Origin of the sequence: Streptomyces sp. SYP-A7185, assembly GCF_046103685.1 — a bacterium.
Lineage (GTDB): Bacteria > Actinomycetota > Actinomycetes > Streptomycetales > Streptomycetaceae > Streptomyces.
Map to the genome: position 1 here is coordinate 7,344,484 of NZ_CP122310.1, position 17,352 is coordinate 7,361,835.

Below are 17,352 nucleotides of genomic sequence, written 5' to 3' on the forward strand. Positions count from 1 at the left end.
GGAGGAGACCGCAGCATGACGACATCCGTACGCGAACGGCCGCCCTCTCCGGCGGTCCCCGGCCCCGCGGGCGACGCCCCGGCCTCCGTCCAGGCGGTCAGCCGGATGGAGTGGCACCTCACCGCTCATCCGGCGCCCGCCGCCGACCCCGCGCGCCTCGCGGGGATGCGGGTCCTGCTCGTCGGCGGCGACGGCCAGGCCGCCGCGGCCGTGGAGCGCGAACTGACCGGCCACGGAGCCCTCGTACGTCGCCACCCGGCGGCCGGCGGGGGAGCGGTGGACGCGATCGTCGACCTCACGGTGGGCGCCGGTGCGTCCGGTGACCAGGGGGAGACCTGGCGCGAACCGCTCCTGGAGACGGTGGCCGCGCTGCGCGAGCACTACGACGACTGGTCCGCCGAGACCGACGCGCGGCGCCTGTACTACCTGGCCGTCACGTACCTGGGCGGCGGCATGGGCCACCACCCGCAGGACGACATGACGCAGCCGCTCGGCGGCATCTGGGCGGGGCTCGCCAAGACGCTCCACCGCGAACTGCCCAACTGCAACGCCCGCGTCGTCGACACGAGCCTGGCCGACGCGGCCGACCTGCCGGGCATCGTCGCCGCCGAACTGGGCAGGCCCGGCGAGCTGGAGGTCGGCCATCGCGCGGGGCAGCGGCTGACCCTCACCCCCGTGGCCCGGCCGGCGGGACGGCCCACCGTCCCGCTGGGGCCCGACGACTGCGTGCTGATCTCGGGCGGCGGCCGGGGCATCGGCTGGGAACTGGCCCGCTCGCTGGCCGCCACCTACGGCCTGCGGGTCGTGGTGACGGGCCGGGAGGACTTCCCCACCGGCGACGAACCCTGGTTCGGCGCCGGGGAGAGCGAACTCAAGGCATACGAGAAGGAGGTGTGGGCGCGGCTGCGGCAGGGGGCGACGCCGGTGGAGATCCGCCGGGACATCGCCCGCACCCGCCGCCTGTGGGAACTGTCCACCAACATCACCGAAGCCAGGTCCGGCGGGCTGCGCGTCGACTACGCCCGCTGCGACTTCACCGACCCGGACCAGGTGCGCGCCCTCGTGGAGCGCGAGGGCGACGCACTGACCGGCGTCGTGCACAACGCGGGCGTGGACACGGCGGCGCGGCTGCCCAAGAAGAGCGACGAGGAGATCCTGCGGACCGTCCGCACCAAGATCGGCGGCTTCCTCAACCTCTTCGGCCAACTCCAGGGCCACCCGCTGAAGTTCTTCTGCAGCGTCGGCTCCCTCACCGGCCGGCTCGGCGGGATGGTCGGCCAGCTCGAATACGCGGCGGCCAACGAAGGCCTGGCCCGCCTGGGCCGGTGGGCCGACCGCCGCGCGGACTTCCCCGTGATGACACTGGCCTGGCCGACCTGGGACCGCATCGGCCTCATCTCCAACTTCTCGGCGACGCTGCGCTACATGGCGGCCATCGACATCACCGAGGGCCTCGCCAAGTGGCAGGCCGAGCTGCGGGCGGGCTCGTCGGGGGAGGTCACCTTCGTGGGGCCCCTGGGCCGGGCGATGAGCCCCGGCCAGGCCACCGACTACCCCGTCGTGCCCGACCTGCCCGGGTTCACCGACACCTTCCCGCGCATCTTCCACCTGGGGGAGGTGACGACGTACCGGCCGCACGTGCGCATGGTGTCGCGGGTGACGTTCGACCGTGCCAAGGCGCCCGTCCTGGGCGACTTCCTGGTGGACGGCACGGCGGCGGTCCCGGTCAGCGTCCTCCTGGAGAGCGCGGTGCGCGGCGCGGAGTGGATCGTGCCCGAGGACTTCCCCGCGCTGCGGGCGGGCTCCCTGGAGGAGGTCGTCGTCCCGCTCGACCTGCTGCGGCTCGACGCCGGGCCGACCGTGTGGGAACGGGAGGTGAGCGGCGCCCACGAAGGGGACACTTGGGTGGTCACCGTGCGCTTCCGGCGGGCGTCGGACGCCGGGGACGGGCCCGAGGCGAGCCTGCGGGTCGTCCACGAACCGGGCGGCACCCGCGCTCCCGTCCTGTCGCGGCCCGACGTGAAGCCGACCACCGTCTGGCGGTCGGGCCCGCCGCTCCTGAGCTGGCGCGGCTCGGTGGTGCCCGCCGCCGACTGGTCGGAGGGGCCCGACGGCCTCCTGACCGCCGTGGTGCGGCCGTGCGTCCCCAACGACCTGTGGGCGACGCTCCACGCGCCGCGGACCGTCGTGCCCTTCTCCGCCCTGGAGAACGTGGTGCGGGCCGGCGCCCGCCAGGGCGAGGGCGTGTCGGTCGCGCGAGACCCCCTGGTCTTCGGCCGCATCGCCCTCCACGCCGCGGAGCGCGGCGACTCGCTCGTCGAGGGCGACACGGCCCTCGGGGTGTGGAAGGTCAAGAACGCGGAGTCCCAGGCGCCCGTCATGAGCGTCTCGGGCCCCCGCGGTCCGGTCGGAAACGGCTGACCGCAAACCCCTGCGCCACCCGGCGCACGTCCACCGCACGGACGCCGGGGGACATCCCGTACGCCACATGAATCACGCACATCACGCAGACCGAGAAAGGCGAGACATGTCGAACCTCCTGGAGAACAAGGCCGTTCTGGAGCGCTACTACGAGGAGTGCCTGAACAAGGGCAACCTCGACGTGATCTACGAGGGCGCCGGTGACGACCACATCAGCCACGGCACCGCCCCGAACGGCAAGGAGGGCGTCGAGCACCTCAAGGAGTGGGTGCGCCTCCAGCGCGCGTCCTTCCCCGACCTGCACGTGACGGTCGACGACTGGATCCTGGAGGACGAGAAGGTCGTCAGCCGCTTCACCGCGCGCGGCACCCACACCGGGGAGCCCTACGAGGGCGTGCCGGCCATCGGCCGCGAGTTCGCCGTCAGCGGCATCGTGATCGACGCCTTCAAGGACGGCAAGATCGTGGAGAGCTGGTTCTCCCTCGACGGCCTCGAACTGGCCAAGCAGCTCGGCGCCCTGGGCTGAGACCCCCGGCCCCGGCGCCCTCGGGTGCCGGGGCCGGCGCGCGACCCACCGCCCCGAAAACGCCCTCCCGCACAGGGAATCACCCCGATGACCGGGGCAGAGAAGAGGAGAGTGGGATGACGACATCCCTGCCCGTGCTCATCACCGGTTGTTCCTCCGGGATCGGCCGCGCCTGCGCCCTGCGGATGCACCGCGCCGGCCTGATCGTGTACGCCACGGCACGCAGGCCGGAAACCCTCGACGCCCTGGCGGCCGAAGGCATCCGGACCCTGCGCCTGGACGTCACCGACGAGAAGAGCATGCGTGAGGCCGTCGACCTCATCGAGGCCGAGCACGGTTCCGTCGGCGCCCTGGTCAACAGCGCCGGATACGCCACGTCGGGCGTCGTCGAGGAGGTCGGACTCGAAGACATGCGGCGGCAGTTCGAGACCAACGTCTTCGGGCTCGCCCGCCTCAGCCAGCTGGTGCTGCCCGCCATGCGGGCCGCGCGGCGCGGCACCATCATCAACATCTCGTCGATCTTCGGCCGCTACGCCGTCCCGGGCGGCGGCTTCTACCAGGCGTCCAAGCACGCGGTCGAGGCACTGAGCGACGCCCTGCGCCTCGAGGTCGCGGACTTCGGCGTACGGGTCGTGCTCATCGAGCCGGGCCCGGTGCGCACGACCGACTTCGGCGCCACCTACGTGGCCAACTTCAAGCCCGTGAGCCAGGACTACGAGGCGTTCCGCCGCCGCACGGCCGAGTACTTCGACGCCATCTACACGGGCAGCCGCCGCTCCCTGGCCGGCACCTTCGCCATCCAGGCCGACGACGTCGCCAAGGTGGTGGAGCGCACGGTCCGCAGCGCACGCCCGGCCGCCCGCTACCCCGTCGGCTTCCTCGCCCGCAGCACCCTCGCCCTGCGCCGCTTCGCCCCGGACGTCGTCTTCGACAACCTCTTCGTGCGACGGGCGTTCCCGGTGCCCCGCGACGAGACCCGCCGGGCGTCGCCGAGCCCGCAGCCCCGCCCGCAGCCCCGCCACGAAGGAGACCGCCGATGACCGCCACCGAAGCCCCCGCCACCACGCCCCGCGGTGCCGCCCGTGCCCCCGGCCCCAAGGGAGTCCCGCTGCTCGGCAGCCTCGGCTCCTGGCGCCGCAACACCGCCGAGTTCCTGCTCGGCCTCCAGCGCGACTACGGCGAGACCGTGCGCATGCGGCTCGGCCCGATGACGGTCCATCAGGTCACCGGACCCGAAGCGGTGCAGCAGGTCCTGGTGAAGAACAACGGCAACTACATACGCGGCCCGCTGTACGAGCAGTTCAGCGTCGTCATGGGCAAGGGCCTGCTCACCACGGACGGGGAGTTCTGGCGCGGGCACCGCCGCGCGGTCCAGCCGGCGTTCCAGAAGAACGCCATCGCCGACATCGTCCCGAACATCGTCACCGCGACGAACGAGATGCTCGACGACTGGGAGGCGAAGGCCGCGCGCGACGAGCCCGTCGACCTGATGACGGAGATGCTCAAGCTCACCCTCATCACCCTCAGCCGCTCGCTCTTCGCCTACGACATCAAGCCCTCGTCCAAGGTGCTCAAGCACATCGTCGACGACGTGGTCGAGGTGATGTTCCGGCGCGGCACGCCCTCCGAGATGCTGCCGTCCTGGCTGCCGACGGACCGCAAGCACAAGATCGACCGCATCCACCGGGTCTTCGACAAGATCGTCGCCGATGTCCGCGAGACGTACGCGCGCACCGGCGAGGGTTCGCTGATCTCCCTGATGGAACAGGCCGTCGACCCCGTCACCGGCGAGCCCTGGACCGACCAGGAACTGCGCGACGAGCTCCTGACCATCTACCTCGCGGGACACGAGACGACCGCGGTGTCGCTGTGCTGGACGCTGCTCTCGATCGCCAACCACCCGCCCGTGCAGGAGGAGTTGGACGCCGAGATCGCCCAGGTCCTGGGCGGCGGCCTCCCGGACACGCGGAACACCGACGCGCTCACGTACACCAAGATGGTGGTGGACGAGAGCCTGCGGATGCACCCGCCGATCTGGATCTTCCCCCGGGCCGCCGTCGAGGCGGACACCCTGGGCGGTTACGACATCGAGGCGGGCTCGTCCATCCTGCTCTCCCCACTCGTGTCCCACCACAACCCGCTCCACTGGGACAACCCGCTCGCCTTCGACCCGTACCGCTTCACCCCGCAGGCCGTGAAGGAGCGCCCGCGCATGGCGTACTTCCCGTTCGGCGCGGGGCCGCGGCAGTGCATCGGCAACACCATGGCGCTGCTCGAACTGCGGACGATCGTGACGATGATCAACCAGCGCTTCAAGCTGAGCATGATCCCGGGCCACTCCCTCCAGTACGGCTCACCGGTGATCTCCCTGCGTCCCCTCCAGGACGTCATGGTGCGCGTGACGGCACGGGAGCGGACGGTGGCCCCCGCCACGACCACGGCCTCTGCCCCTGCCCCGACCCCGGCCCCGGCGGTGGCACGGCAGGAGCCCGCCGACGCCGGCACGGACCCCCGCCCGGCCGCCGCGCAGAGGTGCCCGGTGACCGGCGCCTCGGGGGAGGGGGAACGTCCCGTATAGCCTGGGGACGTGCTCAGAGACGTCACAGCGACCCGATACGTGAACCCGTTGCGGACCGGCGGGTCGGTGCCCGGTGTCGTCGAAGCCGACGACCTCGGCACCTACGTCGTGAAGTTCACCGGGGCGGCGCAGGGTCCCAAGGCGCTGGTCGCCGAGATCATCGTGGGGGAGCTGGCCCGCCGTCTGGGGCTGCGCTTCCCGGAGCTGGTCCTGGTCCACTTCGACCCGGCGGTCGCGGCCGACGAGCCGCACCAGGAGGTGCAGGACCTGCTGCGCGCGAGCGCCGGTCTCAACCTCGGCATGGACCTCCTGCCGGGCGCCGTGGACTTCACCCCCGAGGCGCTGGACGTGGACCCGCTGGAGGCGGGCAAGGTGGTGTGGCTGGACGCCCTCACCGCGAACGTCGACCGCACGGTGCACAGTTCGAACCTGATGGTCTGGCCCACGTTCGGCGTGCAGAAGCCCCGGCTGTGGCTCATCGACCACGGGGCGGCCCTGGTCTTCCACCACCGCTGGGGCGCGTCCGCGCCGGACAAGGTCTACGACTTCCGCCATCACGCGCTGGGGGTCTACGGCCCGGACACCCGCGCCGCGGACACGGCGCTGGCGCCCCTCGTCACCGAGGACATGCTCCGTGAGGTGGCCGCCCTCGTGCCGGACGCGTGGCTCGCCGACGAGCCGGGCTTCGGGTCCCCCGAGGAGGTGCGGACGGCGTACGTCGACTTCCTGCTGGCCCGGGCGCGGGCCTCCGCCACCTGGCTGCCGGTGGACTTTCCCAGCCGGGGCGAGCTTGCCGCCGCCGACGCGCGGCGCGCCGCCGCCACCGAGCGGGGGCGTCCGGCCTGGCTCAAGCGGGTCCCTGACCTGCACGGGAAGCCTGCGGCTGAGCAGGACTGGTCCTCGCATCTCGGTTAGGGTGCGGGCCGGTCGTGGCTGGGCGCGCAGTTCCCCGCGCCCCTTCGGGGCGCGTCCCTGACGTGACGAAGCCCCCGGCGCTGTGCGGTGCCGGGGGCTTCGGGTCAGCTGGTCAGCTGCGCGCGAGCGTCAGCGCAGCTGCTCGTACGCCGGGAGGGTGAGGAAGTCCGCGTAGTCCGCGTCCAGGGAGACCTGGAGGAGGAGGTCGTGGGCCTGCTGCCACTTGCCGGCGGCGAAGGCCTCCTCGCCGATCTCGGCGCGGATGGCGGCCAGTTCACCGGCGGCCACCTCACGGGCGAGGTCGGCGGTGGCGGTCTTGCCGTTCTCGAAGACGACGCCGGCGTTGATCCACTGCCAGATCTGCGAGCGCGAGATCTCGGCGGTGGCCGCGTCCTCCATGAGGTTGAAGATGGCGACGGCGCCCAGGCCCCGCAGCCACGCCTCGATGTAGCGGATGCCGACCTGGACGGCGTTGACCAGGCCGTCGTACGTGGGCTTCGCGTCGAGGGAGTCGATGGCGATGAGATCGCCGGGGGCGACCCGCACGTCCTCGCGCAGGCGGTCCTTCTGGTTGGGCTTCTCGCCCAGGACCGCGTCGAACGACTTCATCGCGATCGGGACCAGGTCCGGGTGCGCGACCCAGGAGCCGTCGAAGCCGTCGCCGGCCTCGCGGTCCTTGTCGTTCTTGACCTTCTCGAAGGCGACCTTGTTGACCTCCGCGTCCTTGCGGGACGGGATGAACGCGGCCATACCGCCGATCGCGTGCGCGCCGCGCTTGTGGCAGGTGCGGACGAGGAGTTCGGTGTACGCCCGCATGAACGGGGCGGTCATCGTCACGAGGTTGCGGTCCGGCAGGACGAACTTCGAGCCGCCGTCACGGAAGTTCTTGACGATGGAGAAGAGGTAGTCCCAGCGGCCGGCGTTCAGGCCGGAGGCGTGGTCGCGCAGCTCGTAGAGGATCTCCTCCATCTCGTACGCGGCGGTGATCGTCTCGATGAGGACCGTGGCGCGGACGGTGCCCTGCGGGATGCCGACGTAGTCCTGGGCGAAGACGAAGATGTCGTTCCAGAGGCGGGCCTCCAGGTACGACTCGGTCTTCGGCAGGTAGAAGTACGGGCCCTTGCCGAGCTCGATGAGGCGCTTGGCGTTGTGGAAGAAGTACAGGCCGAAGTCGACGAGCGCGCCGGGGATCGGGGTGCCCTCGAACTGCAGGTGGCGCTCGTCCAGGTGCCAGCCGCGCGGGCGCATGACGACGGTGGCGAGCTCGTCCGCGTCCTTGAGGGAGTACGACTTGCCGCTGCGGTCGTCCGTGAAGTCGATGCGGCGCTCGTAGGCGTCGGTGAGGTTGAGCTGGCCCAGGATCACGTTTTCCCAGGTGGGCGCCGAAGCGTCCTCGAAGTCCGCGAGCCAGACCTTGGCGCCCGAGTTCAGGGCGTTGATGGTCATCTTCCGGTCGGTCGGCCCGGTGATCTCGACGCGGCGGTCGTTCAGGGCGGCCGGGGCCGGGGCCACCTTCCAGGAGTCGTCCGCGCGGATGGCCGCGGTCTCGGGAAGGAAGTCGAGCGTGGAGGTGCTCGCGATCTCGGCGCGGCGCTCGGAGCGGCGGGTGAGGAGCTCGTCACGGCGCGGCGTGAAGAGCCGGTGCAGCTCGGCCACAAAGGCGAGGGCCGCGTCGGTGAGGACCTCCTCCTGCCGCGGCAGAGGCTCCGCGTCGACGATGGCCAGCGGGGACTGCGCTGGTGCGGACATGAGCTGTCACTTCCTTCAGCGAGCTTCACAGGTGGTGCGCGGCGACCGCCGGGCATTCGCAGTGACACTCAGTGCCACCGGAGCCGAGATACGGCCGTGGGCCCCACTTGAGGGAACGGGTGCTTCTGAACAGTGGATACTAGTTTCCTCATAGTGGAAGTTCAATCGTCTGTTGATGTCGAGATTCTCTTCGTCGACAGAACGTGTCGCTGAGTGCCATCACGGTCACTCAAGGTGGAACAGGTCGGCGGGCGTGTCGATGTCGTACGCCTGCGCCACGTCACCGCACTCGACGCGGGTGACGTCGCGCGCGTGCTCCTTCAGATAGGCGCGTGCCCCGCGGTCCCCGACGGCACTCGCCGCGATGCCCGCCCAGTGGTCCGCGCCGAAGAGCACGGGGTGGCCGCGCTCGCCGTCGTACGCGGCGGCCGCGAGGGTGGCGGGGGAGCGGTAGGCGGCGTACACGCGGGCGATGGCGGCGGGGCCGATGCCGGGCTGGTCGACGAGCGAGACGAGTGCGGCGTCGGCGCCGGGGTCGTCGTGGTGCTCGTGGTCGTGCTCGCGCAATGAGTCCAGCCCGGCCCGCAGCGACGAGCCCATGCCCTCGGCCCAGTCGGGGTTGTCGACCAGGACGCAGCCGGGGAGCGAGGCCTTCTCCCGTACGACGTCGGCGTCCGCGCCCAGGACGACGTGCACGCGTGTGCAGCCGCCCTCGCGCAGGACGCGGACGGCGTGCTCGACGAGGGGCCGCCCCCGGTGATCGAGGAGCGCCTTGGGCCGGCCGCCGAGGCGTCTCCCGCCGCCCGCGGCGAGGAGGAGTCCGGCGATCATCGGATTCGTCATGGCTCCTGCATACCGCACCCTGCTCCCGGGGTCGCGATCTCGCGTCTTCGGAGGCGGTGTCTTCCGGCCAGAAAGTGGCGCGTCCTGCTTCCCGTGGCGTTTACTGACCCGCGTCCCTCCGGTGTCTGACCAACGCCGTACGGGGCAGAAAGATCTGCACGAGAAGACGCGCACGGACGTCGCGCGAGGGGGAGAGCTGTGTTGCGGAGCGTGGGGCAGAGGCAAGTGACCGGCAGCGAAGAGGATCCGCGCGTGGCGGAGTTGGGCACGGCGGTGTCCCGGCTGCGCCGCGAGCTGGCCACGCACCCGGTCGAGTTCCCCGACCGGGGCATCGCCGAGGAGGAACTGGCCGCGCTGGCCGCGATGGCCCTGAGCGGCACCCCGGAGGTGCCGAGGCTGCGCCGCTCCCTGCTCCTGGTGGCAGGCGCGATCGGCTCGGTGAGCGCCCTCGCGACGGGCCTGGCGGCGGTCCGCGGCGCGGTGGAACTCTTCGGAGAACCGGGCCCCAGGTAGCGGGCAGAGCCACGCGGCAGACGCGAGCCGCCTGCTCTTGCCGGTCACCGGCGGAGGCCGCCGCCGCGTACGTGCGCTGCCGGGCCGGCCAGCCCGGCCGGCCCGGCCCTCACGCCCCGGACGCGTGCAGTTCTCCCAGCCTCCCGTCCACCATCTCCACCACCCGGTCCGCGGACGTCACGTGGGAGTGGTCGTGGGTGACCAGGATCGTCGCCGTGGCGCGTTCGCGGGTGAGGGCGGTCAGGAGGCCCAGGACCGCCGCGCCCCGTTCGTGGTCCAGGGCGCTGGTCGGTTCGTCCACCAGGAGGACCGCGGGGGCGTTCATCAGCGCCCTCGCGATGCCGACCCGCTGGCGCTGGCCGCCCGAGAGCTGGTGCGGGCGGCGGTGGGCGAGGTCCGCGAGGCCCACCGTGCCGAGGAGCTCCCGGGCCCGCGCCCGGGTCCGGCCCGCGGCGGAACGCCCCCGGCCGGCCAGCCGCGCCATCAGCTCCACCTGTTCGAGCGCCGTCAGCGACGCCAGCAGGTTCGGCTGCTGGAAGACGATGCCCAGCTTCTCGCGCCGCAGCTCGGAGCGTTCCGCCGGAGACAAGGACCCCGTCTCCGTACCGCCCACCAGGACCCGCCCCAGGTCCGGCGTCACCAGCGTCGCCGCCACCGCGAGCAGGCTGGACTTCCCGGAGCCGGACGGGCCGACGACCGCCGTCAGGGTCCCCGCGGGGACGTCGAGGCCGACGCCGTCGAGCGCCGTGAGCCTGCCCTCCCCGTCCGGATACGTCAGCGTGATGTCTTCGAGGCACAGACTCATCGGGCACTCCCCAGCGCGGTCAGCGGATCCACGGCGGTGATCCGCCGCACGGACAGGCCCGCGCCCACCGCCCCGAGGGCGATCATCACGGCGGCGGGCCACAGCACGGTCGGCGGATCGAGGACGAACGGCACGTCACCGCCACCGATCGCGGCGCCGACCAGTGCCGCGACCCCCGTCCCCAGGGCCGTCCCGGCGGCCAGCATCAGCACCGCCTGCCCCAGCGCGTCCCCGAGCAGATACGGGGTGGACGCGCCCAGCGCCTTCAGCACGGCGATGTCACCGGCACGCTGGATCGTCCACACCGTGAAGAACGCCCCTATGACGAGCGCGGAGATCACGAAGAGGAAGCCGCGCATGAGCTGGAGCGAACCGTTCTCCGCCTGGTAGGAGCCGATGGCCGTGAGCGCGTCGTCGAGCGGCTTCGTCTCCGTGCCCGCCGCCTCGTCCCCGGCCGCGAGATCGGCCCGGCCGTCCGTCCGCAGCGCGACGACCGTCGCCTGGTCCTGCGCCGACGTCCACCGGTGGCCGAGCGACTGCCAGTCGTCGAGCGCGGTCCACACCACGGGGGTGTGGCTGTACGAGGCGTCCGACGCGACCCGGGCGACCCGCTCCCGGACCCCGCTCCCGCCCAGCCGCACCGTGTCCCCGGGGCCGACGCCGAGGTCCGCCGCGGCCTTCTCCGAGAGCACGGCCTCACCCGGCGCGACGCCCGAGGGCGCGATCCCGGAGTCCGGCTCCACGCCGAAGGCGGACACGGCGGCCGAGCGGTCACCCGCCGTGGCGTTGAGCGGGCTGATGCCGATGGGCTGGGCGGACCGTACGCCGGGCCGGTCCGCCCAGCTCTCCCAGGCGCGCTGTTCCAGCTGGGAGCCGGTGAAGGAGGCCGACTGGCCGGAGGGCGGCGCGGCGAAGGCGAGGTGGTCGGCCGGGAGGCCGGTGATGGCGGAGGTGTTCTCCCTGGCCAGCCCGGCGGTGAGCCCGGAAAGCAGCCCCACGAGCAGAGTGATGAGTACGACGACGGCTCCCATCAGGGCGAACCGCCCCTTGGCGAACCGAAGGTCTCTCCATGCGACGAACATGACCCCACCCTCCGTCCGGGCCCCGCCCCACGGCATCGCGCCACAGCACGCTTCACCCGGATCGAAGGAGGGAGCCCGCTTTCAACCTTTCGGTTGAGGGGGCGCGGACCGGGTCCGCCTACGCTGGAAGGTCCGATGAACACCTCCCCAGCTCCGAAGACCCCCGCCGGGTCGCACCGGACCACCCCCGTCGCCCTCGCCCTGCGGCTGTGCCTGCACGCGCTGCTCGCCGGGCTGCTCGCGCTCGCCGCCGTACGGGCCGTGGCCGACGGCGCGCCGCACGCCGGCGCCGTCGTGGCGGCCGTGGCCGTCATGGGCGGCGTCTACGCGGCGGGCACGCTCACCCCGGCCGTGGCCCGGTCCCGGCGCGCGGCGGCGGTCTGGCTCACGGCGCTCGGCGTGTGCTGGGCGGCGCTGCTGGTCCTGTCGCCGGACGGACTCTGGACGGCCTTCCCCCTGTACTTCCTCCAGCTGCACCTGCTGCCCGTGCGCTGGGCCCTGCCCGCCGTCGCGCTGACCGCCGCCGCGGCCATCGCCAGCTTCGTGCTGCACGGCTCGCCCCTGTCGCCCGGCAGCTTCATCGGTCCCCTGCTCGGCGCGGCCATGGCGGTCGCCACCGTCCTCGGCTACGAGGCGCTGTACCGGGAGAGCGAGCGGCGCCGGCGGCTGATCGACGAACTCATGGCCACGCGGGCCGAACTCGCCGCCGCCGAGCGCACCGCGGGCACCCTCGCCGAGCGCGAGCGCCTGGCGCGCGAGATCCACGACACGCTCGCGCAGGGCCTCTCCTCCATCCAGCTCCTGCTGCGCGCCGCGCAACGCGCGCTGCCCGCGGGCTCGCCCGCCGCGCCGCACGTCGAGCAGGCCCGCGCCGCCGCGCAGGACAACCTCGCGGAGGCGCGCCGCTTCGTGCGGGCGCTGAGCCCGCCCGACCTGGCGCACGGCTCGCTGGCCGGAGCGCTGGAGCGCCTCTCCGCGTCCGCGTCGCCCGGCTCGGACGGCGCGCGGGTCGACGTCCAGTTCACGGTGAGCGGCACACCCACCGAGCTGCCCACCCCGTACGAGGTGGCGCTGTTGCGCACCGCGCAGTCCGCCCTGGCGAACACCGTGCGGCACGCGGGCGCCGGACGCGCCGAGATCACGCTCAGCTTCATGGACACCTCGGTCTCCCTGGACGTGGTCGACGACGGCAGGGGCTTCGACCCGGCGTCCGTACCTCGCGGCGGCGGGACGGGCGGGCACGACGGAGGCTTCGGACTGCCCGCCATGCGGGCGCGGGCCCGGTCGCTGGGCGGGACGCTGAGCGTCGAGTCGGCGCCGGGGCACGGGACGGCCGTCGCGGTCACGCTGCCGCTGCCGACGGCGGTGGCGCCGTGAGCGCCGGGGCCGCGGAGCCCACGGAGCCCATCAGGCTGCTCCTGGCCGACGACCACCCCGTCGTACGGGCGGGGCTGCGCGCGGTCCTCGACACCGAGCCGGACTTCGCCGTCGCGGGGGAGGCGGCGTCGGCCGAGGCCGCGGTGTCGCTGGCCGCGACCGGTGGCTTCGACGTCGTCCTGATGGATCTCCAGTTCGGGGCGGGGATGCACGGGGCGCAGGCCACGGCCGCGATCACCGCCGAGCCGGGAGCGCCCCGGGTGCTCGTCCTGACGACGTACGACACGGACGCCGACATCCTCGCCGCGGTCGAGGCGGGGGCGGCGGGCTATCTCCTGAAGGACGCGCCGCCGGAGGAGCTGGCCGCGGCGGTGCGGACCGCCGCCGCGGGGCAGTCCGCGCTGGCCCCCGCGATCGCGCACCGGCTGATGGACCGGATGCGGGCGCCGGGGGAGGCTCTGACCGGGCGGGAGCTCGAGGTGCTCAGGCTGGTGCGGGAGGGGCTGTCCAACCTCCAGATCAGCAGGCGGCTGTTCCTGAGCCAGGCCACCGTGAAGTCCCACCTGGTGCACATCTACGCGAAGTTGGGGGTCGACTCGCGCACGGCGGCGGTCGCGGTGGCCACGGGGCGCGGGCTGATCAGGGGCGGGGCGGGGTAGCTCCCCGGACCCGGGAAGCGCCGGACGGGCCGGATGACCGGCCGGTCCGGCGCGCGCACACGAACGCGGCGGAGCCGGTGGCGTACCGGCACGCGCCGTGCGGGGGTCAGGCCGCGGGACCCGAGCTGGCCAGCGCGGCGGACAGCTCCACCGCCACCTCCTGGAGCACCGGCACGATCTTCTCCACCGCGGCCTCGGTCACGCGGCCCGCCGGGCCGGAGATCGAGATGGCCGCCGACGTGGGGGAGTTGGGGACGGACACCGCGAGGCAGCGCACCCCGATCTCCTGTTCGTTGTCGTCGACCGCGAAGCCCGCCCTGCGGACCTCCTCCAGCGCGGCGAGGAAACCCTCCGGCGTGGTGATCGTCTTCTCCGTGGCGGCGGGCATCCCGGTACGGGCGAGCAGGGCCCGCACCTCGTCCGGCGGGGTGTGCGCGAGGAGCGCCTTGCCGACGCCCGTGGAGTGCGGCAGGACCCGGCGGCCCACCTCGGTGAACATCCGCATGGAGTGCTTGGACGGCACCTGGGCGACGTACACGATCTCGTCCCCGTCGAGCAGCGCCATGTTCGCGGTCTCGCCGGTCTCCTCGACCAGGCGCGCGAGGTAGGGGCGCGCCCAGGTGCCGAGGAGGCGCGAGGCCGATTCGCCCAGGCGGATCAGACGGGGGCCGAGGGAGTACCGGCGGTTGGGCTGCTGGCGCACATAACCGCAGGCCACCAGGGTGCGCATCAGGCGGTGGATCGTGGGGAGCGGGAGGCCGCTGCTGGCGGAGAGCTCGCTCAGACCGACCTCGCCTCCGGCGTCCGCCATGCGTTCGAGGAGGTCGAAGGCGCGCTCGAGGGACTGGACACCACCGCTGGCAGCGGGCGGCTTGGAGGCGGCGACTTCGGTGGAGGCGTCGCTGGCGCTTGACGTCGGCACGGCGCAGTCCTTTCGGGGCTGACGGGCAAGGCAGCAGCCTACCGGGCGGTTCCTCGCCGGGTCCCTTCGCGGGCCCGGCGTCAGGGCCGGTCAGAGCCGGTCAGCGGCCGGTCAGGGACCGGTCGGGGAGCCTTTGTCCGCTTCTCCGCCGTGCCGCCTCGTGATCGTTCGACGGACCGGTTGTGGGTAGCTACGTTCTGACCTGCGGAATTCTAATTCCACTTTGTGGAAACGTCCAGAGCGCTCCAAGTGACCTCTTGACGGCTCGGGGTCGGACGTGAAGACTCATTCAACAGAACGTTGAATTCCGTTTAGCGGAAACGAATGGTCTGTGTAGCGGAAAAGAACGAACAGAACAACCAGAAGAACCAGAAGAACGACCGACACACAGGCGACGCGACGGAACAGCAGACAAGCAACAGCGAAGAGAGGGCGTTGAGGACGTGGACGTAGAACTGGTGCTGCGCTCGACTCGCGTGATCACCCCGCAGGGCACCCGCCCCGCGTCGGTCACGGTCTGTGGGGGGAAGATCGTCGACGTGCTGGCCCACGACGCCGACGTACCGGCGGGGGCCCGGCTCGAGGACTTCGGCGACGACGTCCTGCTGCCCGGCCTCGTCGACACGCACGTCCATGTCAACGACCCGGGCCGCACGGAGTGGGAGGGCTTCTGGACCGCCACCCGCGCCGCGGCCGCCGGCGGCATCACCACCCTCGTCGACATGCCGCTCAACTCCCTGCCGCCGACCACCACCGTCGACAACCTGCGCGTGAAGCAGGACGTCGCCCGCACCAAGGCGCACATCGACGTCGGCTTCTGGGGCGGCGCCCTGCCCGACAACGTCGGCGACCTCAAGCCCCTGCACGACGCGGGTGTCTACGGCTTCAAGTGCTTCCTCTCGCCCTCCGGCGTGGACGAGTTCCCGCACCTGGACCAGGACCGCCTCGCCACCTCCATGGCGGAGATCGCCGGCTTCGGCGGGCTGCTCATCGTGCACGCCGAGGACCCGCACGAGCTGGACGCGGCCCCGCACAAGAGCGGCCCCAAGTACACGGACTACCTGGACACCCGCCCGCGCGTCTCCGAGGACGTCGCGATCGAGGGCCTCATCGGGCTCGCCAAGCGGCTCGGCGCCCGCGTCCACGTCCTGCACCTGTCGTCCTCCGACGCGCTGCCGCTGATCGCCGCCGCCAAGCGCGAGGGCGTCAAGCTCACCGTCGAGACCTGCCCGCACTACCTCACGCTCACCGCGGAGGAAGTACCGGACGGCGCCAGCGAGTTCAAGTGCTGCCCGCCCATCCGCGAGGCCGCCAACCAGGACCTGCTCTGGGACGCGCTCGCCGAGGGCACCATCGACTGCATCGTGACGGACCACTCCCCGTCCACCGCCGACCTCAAGACCGACGACTTCGCGACCGCGTGGGGCGGCATCTCCGGGCTCCAGCTCAGCCTCCCCGCGATCTGGACCGAGGCCCGCAAGCGCGGCCACGGCCTTGAGGACGTGGTGCGCTGGATGTCCACGCGCACCTCCGAACTGGTCGGACTCGACCAGAAGGGCGCCATCGAGGCCGGCCGCGACGCCGACTTCGCGGTCCTCGCGCCCGACGAGACCTTCACCGTGGACCCCGCGGAGCTTCAGCACAGGAACCGGGTCACGGCGTACGCGGGCAAGACCCTCAGCGGCGTCGTGAAGTCCACCTGGCTGCGCGGCGAACGCATCCTGCACGGCGGCGAGTTCAGCGAACCCGCAGGCCGACTTCTGGAAAGGAAGAACTGATCACTGTGACGGCGACAGCCACTTTCACCGGCGACGCGAGCCCCTACGGCGGCGGCGACCCCTACGCGGACTACCGCACCGCGGACTTCCCCTTCACCCAGTACGCCAACCTTGCCGACCGGCAGCTCGGCGCCGGTGTGATCGCCGCCAACGACGAGTTCTTCGCGATGCGCGAGAACCTCCTCCTCGCGCACCCGGCCGTCTTCGACCCGGAGCACTTCGGCCACAAGGGCAAGGTCATGGACGGCTGGGAGACCCGCCGCCGCCGCGGCGTCTCGGGCGAGCACCCGTGGCCCACCGCCGACGACCACGACTGGGCGCTCGTGCGCCTCGGCGCCCCCGGCGTCGTCCGCGGCATCGTCATCGACACCGCCCACTTCCGCGGCAACTACCCGCAGGCCGTGTCCGTCCAGGGCACTAGCATCGACGGCTCGCCCACCCCCGAGGAACTCCTCGCGGACGACGTGAAGTGGACGACCCTCATACCGCGCACGGCGGTCGGCGGCCACGCGGCCAACGGCTTCGCCGTCGACCTGGAGCAGCGCTTCACGCACCTGCGCGTCAACCAGCACCCGGACGGCGGCATCGCGCGCCTGCGGGTGTACGGCGAGGTCGTCGCCGACCCCAAGTGGCTCGCGGCGCTCGGCACGTTCGACGTCGTCGCCCTGGAGAACGGCGGCCAGGTCGAGGACGCGTCCGACCGCTTCTACTCCCCGGCCACCAACACCATCCAGCCGGGCCGCTCCCGCAAGATGGACGACGGCTGGGAGACCCGCCGCCGCCGCGACAACGGCAACGACTGGATCCGCTACCAGCTGGTGGCCCAGTCCGAGATCCGCTCCGTCGAGATCGACACGGCCTACCTCAAGGGCAACTCCGCCGGCTGGGCCGCCCTTTCGGTCCGGGACGGCGAGAGCGGCGAGTGGGTCGAGGCGCTGCCCCGCACCCGCCTCCAGCCCGACACCAACCACCGCTTCGTCCTGGACGCCCCGGTCGTCGGCACGCACGTGCGCATCGACATCTTCCCGGACGGCGGCATCTCCCGCCTGCACCTCTTCGGTTCGCTGACCGAGGCGGGGCAGAGCCGCCTGACGGCACGTCACCAGGAGCTGGGCGGCTGAACCGGAGCCGCTGAGGCTCCCTGAAGAACGTGGGGCGCACCGGGTGGACAGCCCCGGTGCGCC

The 17,352-nt window shown here is 72.5% G+C and carries 15 protein-coding genes; 10 read left to right on the forward strand and 5 right to left on the reverse strand.

What is annotated here, in order from left to right:
• The first annotated feature begins 15 nt into the window (after positions 1-15).
• The 5 genes from QBL25_RS32195 to QBL25_RS32215 all read left to right on the forward strand — a co-directional run bounded on the left by QBL25_RS32195 (position 16) and on the right by QBL25_RS32215 (position 6,440).
• Positions 16-2,421, forward strand: a complete 2,406-nt coding sequence (locus tag QBL25_RS32195) for a KR domain-containing protein (RefSeq protein ID WP_409060458.1) — start codon at positions 16-18, stop codon at positions 2,419-2,421.
• 106 nt (positions 2,422-2,527) lie between these two features.
• On the forward strand, positions 2,528-2,947 hold the full coding sequence (locus QBL25_RS32200) for an ester cyclase (RefSeq protein WP_409060459.1): 420 nt from the start codon (positions 2,528-2,530) through the stop codon (positions 2,945-2,947).
• 116 nt (positions 2,948-3,063) lie between these two features.
• Positions 3,064-3,987 carry an SDR family NAD(P)-dependent oxidoreductase gene (locus QBL25_RS32205; protein WP_409060460.1) on the forward strand — a complete coding sequence of 308 codons (924 nt, stop codon included), beginning with the start codon at positions 3,064-3,066 and terminating at the stop codon, positions 3,985-3,987.
• Entirely contained in the window at positions 3,984-5,525 is a 1,542-nt protein-coding gene (locus QBL25_RS32210; protein WP_409060461.1) for a cytochrome P450, read from the forward strand. The genes QBL25_RS32205 and QBL25_RS32210 overlap by 4 nt, the downstream gene beginning before the upstream one ends.
• A gap of 9 nt (positions 5,526-5,534) precedes the next feature.
• A complete protein-coding gene (locus QBL25_RS32215; RefSeq protein ID WP_409060462.1) occupies positions 5,535-6,440 on the forward strand; it encodes a HipA family kinase in 906 nt (301 codons plus the stop codon).
• Positions 6,441-6,569: 129 nt separating this feature from the next.
• Here QBL25_RS32215 and aceB read toward each other — a convergent pair whose 3' ends face one another.
• The gene (aceB, locus tag QBL25_RS32220; protein WP_409060463.1) at positions 6,570-8,189 is read right to left on the reverse strand and encodes a malate synthase A; all 1,620 of its coding nucleotides are present in this window, start codon (positions 8,187-8,189) and stop codon (positions 6,570-6,572) included.
• Positions 8,190-8,414: 225 nt separating this feature from the next.
• Entirely contained in the window at positions 8,415-9,032 is a 618-nt protein-coding gene (locus QBL25_RS32225; RefSeq protein WP_409060464.1) for an NTP transferase domain-containing protein, read from the reverse strand.
• Positions 9,033-9,230: 198 nt separating this feature from the next.
• Between QBL25_RS32225 and QBL25_RS32230 the strand changes: the two genes are divergently transcribed.
• Entirely contained in the window at positions 9,231-9,545 is a 315-nt protein-coding gene (locus QBL25_RS32230; RefSeq protein WP_409060465.1) for a DUF5955 family protein, read from the forward strand.
• A gap of 109 nt (positions 9,546-9,654) precedes the next feature.
• Here the strand turns inward: QBL25_RS32230 and QBL25_RS32235 are convergent, their stop codons facing one another.
• Positions 9,655-10,350, reverse strand: a complete 696-nt coding sequence (locus QBL25_RS32235; RefSeq protein ID WP_409060466.1) for an ABC transporter ATP-binding protein — start codon at positions 10,348-10,350, stop codon at positions 9,655-9,657.
• Complete coding sequence (locus QBL25_RS32240) at positions 10,347-11,432, reverse strand: ABC transporter permease (protein ID WP_409060467.1); 1,086 nt, start codon at positions 11,430-11,432, stop codon at positions 10,347-10,349. Before QBL25_RS32240 ends, QBL25_RS32235 begins: the two co-directional genes overlap by 4 nt.
• 135 nt (positions 11,433-11,567) lie before the next feature.
• Between QBL25_RS32240 and QBL25_RS32245 the strand changes: the two genes are divergently transcribed.
• Both QBL25_RS32245 and QBL25_RS32250 read left to right on the forward strand, forming a co-directional pair.
• Positions 11,568-12,809 carry a sensor histidine kinase gene (locus tag QBL25_RS32245; RefSeq protein ID WP_409060468.1) on the forward strand — a complete coding sequence of 414 codons (1,242 nt, stop codon included), beginning with the start codon at positions 11,568-11,570 and terminating at the stop codon, positions 12,807-12,809.
• Entirely contained in the window at positions 12,806-13,468 is a 663-nt protein-coding gene (locus QBL25_RS32250) for a response regulator (RefSeq protein WP_409060469.1), read from the forward strand. Before QBL25_RS32245 ends, QBL25_RS32250 begins: the two co-directional genes overlap by 4 nt.
• Before the next feature lie 106 nt (positions 13,469-13,574).
• Here QBL25_RS32250 and QBL25_RS32255 read toward each other — a convergent pair whose 3' ends face one another.
• Positions 13,575-14,390 carry an IclR family transcriptional regulator gene (locus QBL25_RS32255; protein ID WP_409060470.1) on the reverse strand — a complete coding sequence of 272 codons (816 nt, stop codon included), beginning with the start codon at positions 14,388-14,390 and terminating at the stop codon, positions 13,575-13,577.
• 443 nt (positions 14,391-14,833) lie between these two features.
• Between QBL25_RS32255 and allB the strand changes: the two genes are divergently transcribed.
• Positions 14,834-16,168 (forward strand): allantoinase AllB, encoded by a 1,335-nt coding sequence (allB, locus tag QBL25_RS32260; RefSeq protein ID WP_409060471.1) that lies wholly within the window; start codon positions 14,834-14,836, stop codon positions 16,166-16,168.
• A 5-nt stretch (positions 16,169-16,173) separates the two neighbouring features.
• Positions 16,174-17,289 (forward strand): allantoicase, encoded by a 1,116-nt coding sequence (gene alc / locus QBL25_RS32265; protein ID WP_409060472.1) that lies wholly within the window; start codon positions 16,174-16,176, stop codon positions 17,287-17,289.
• Positions 17,290-17,352 lie beyond the last annotated feature (63 nt).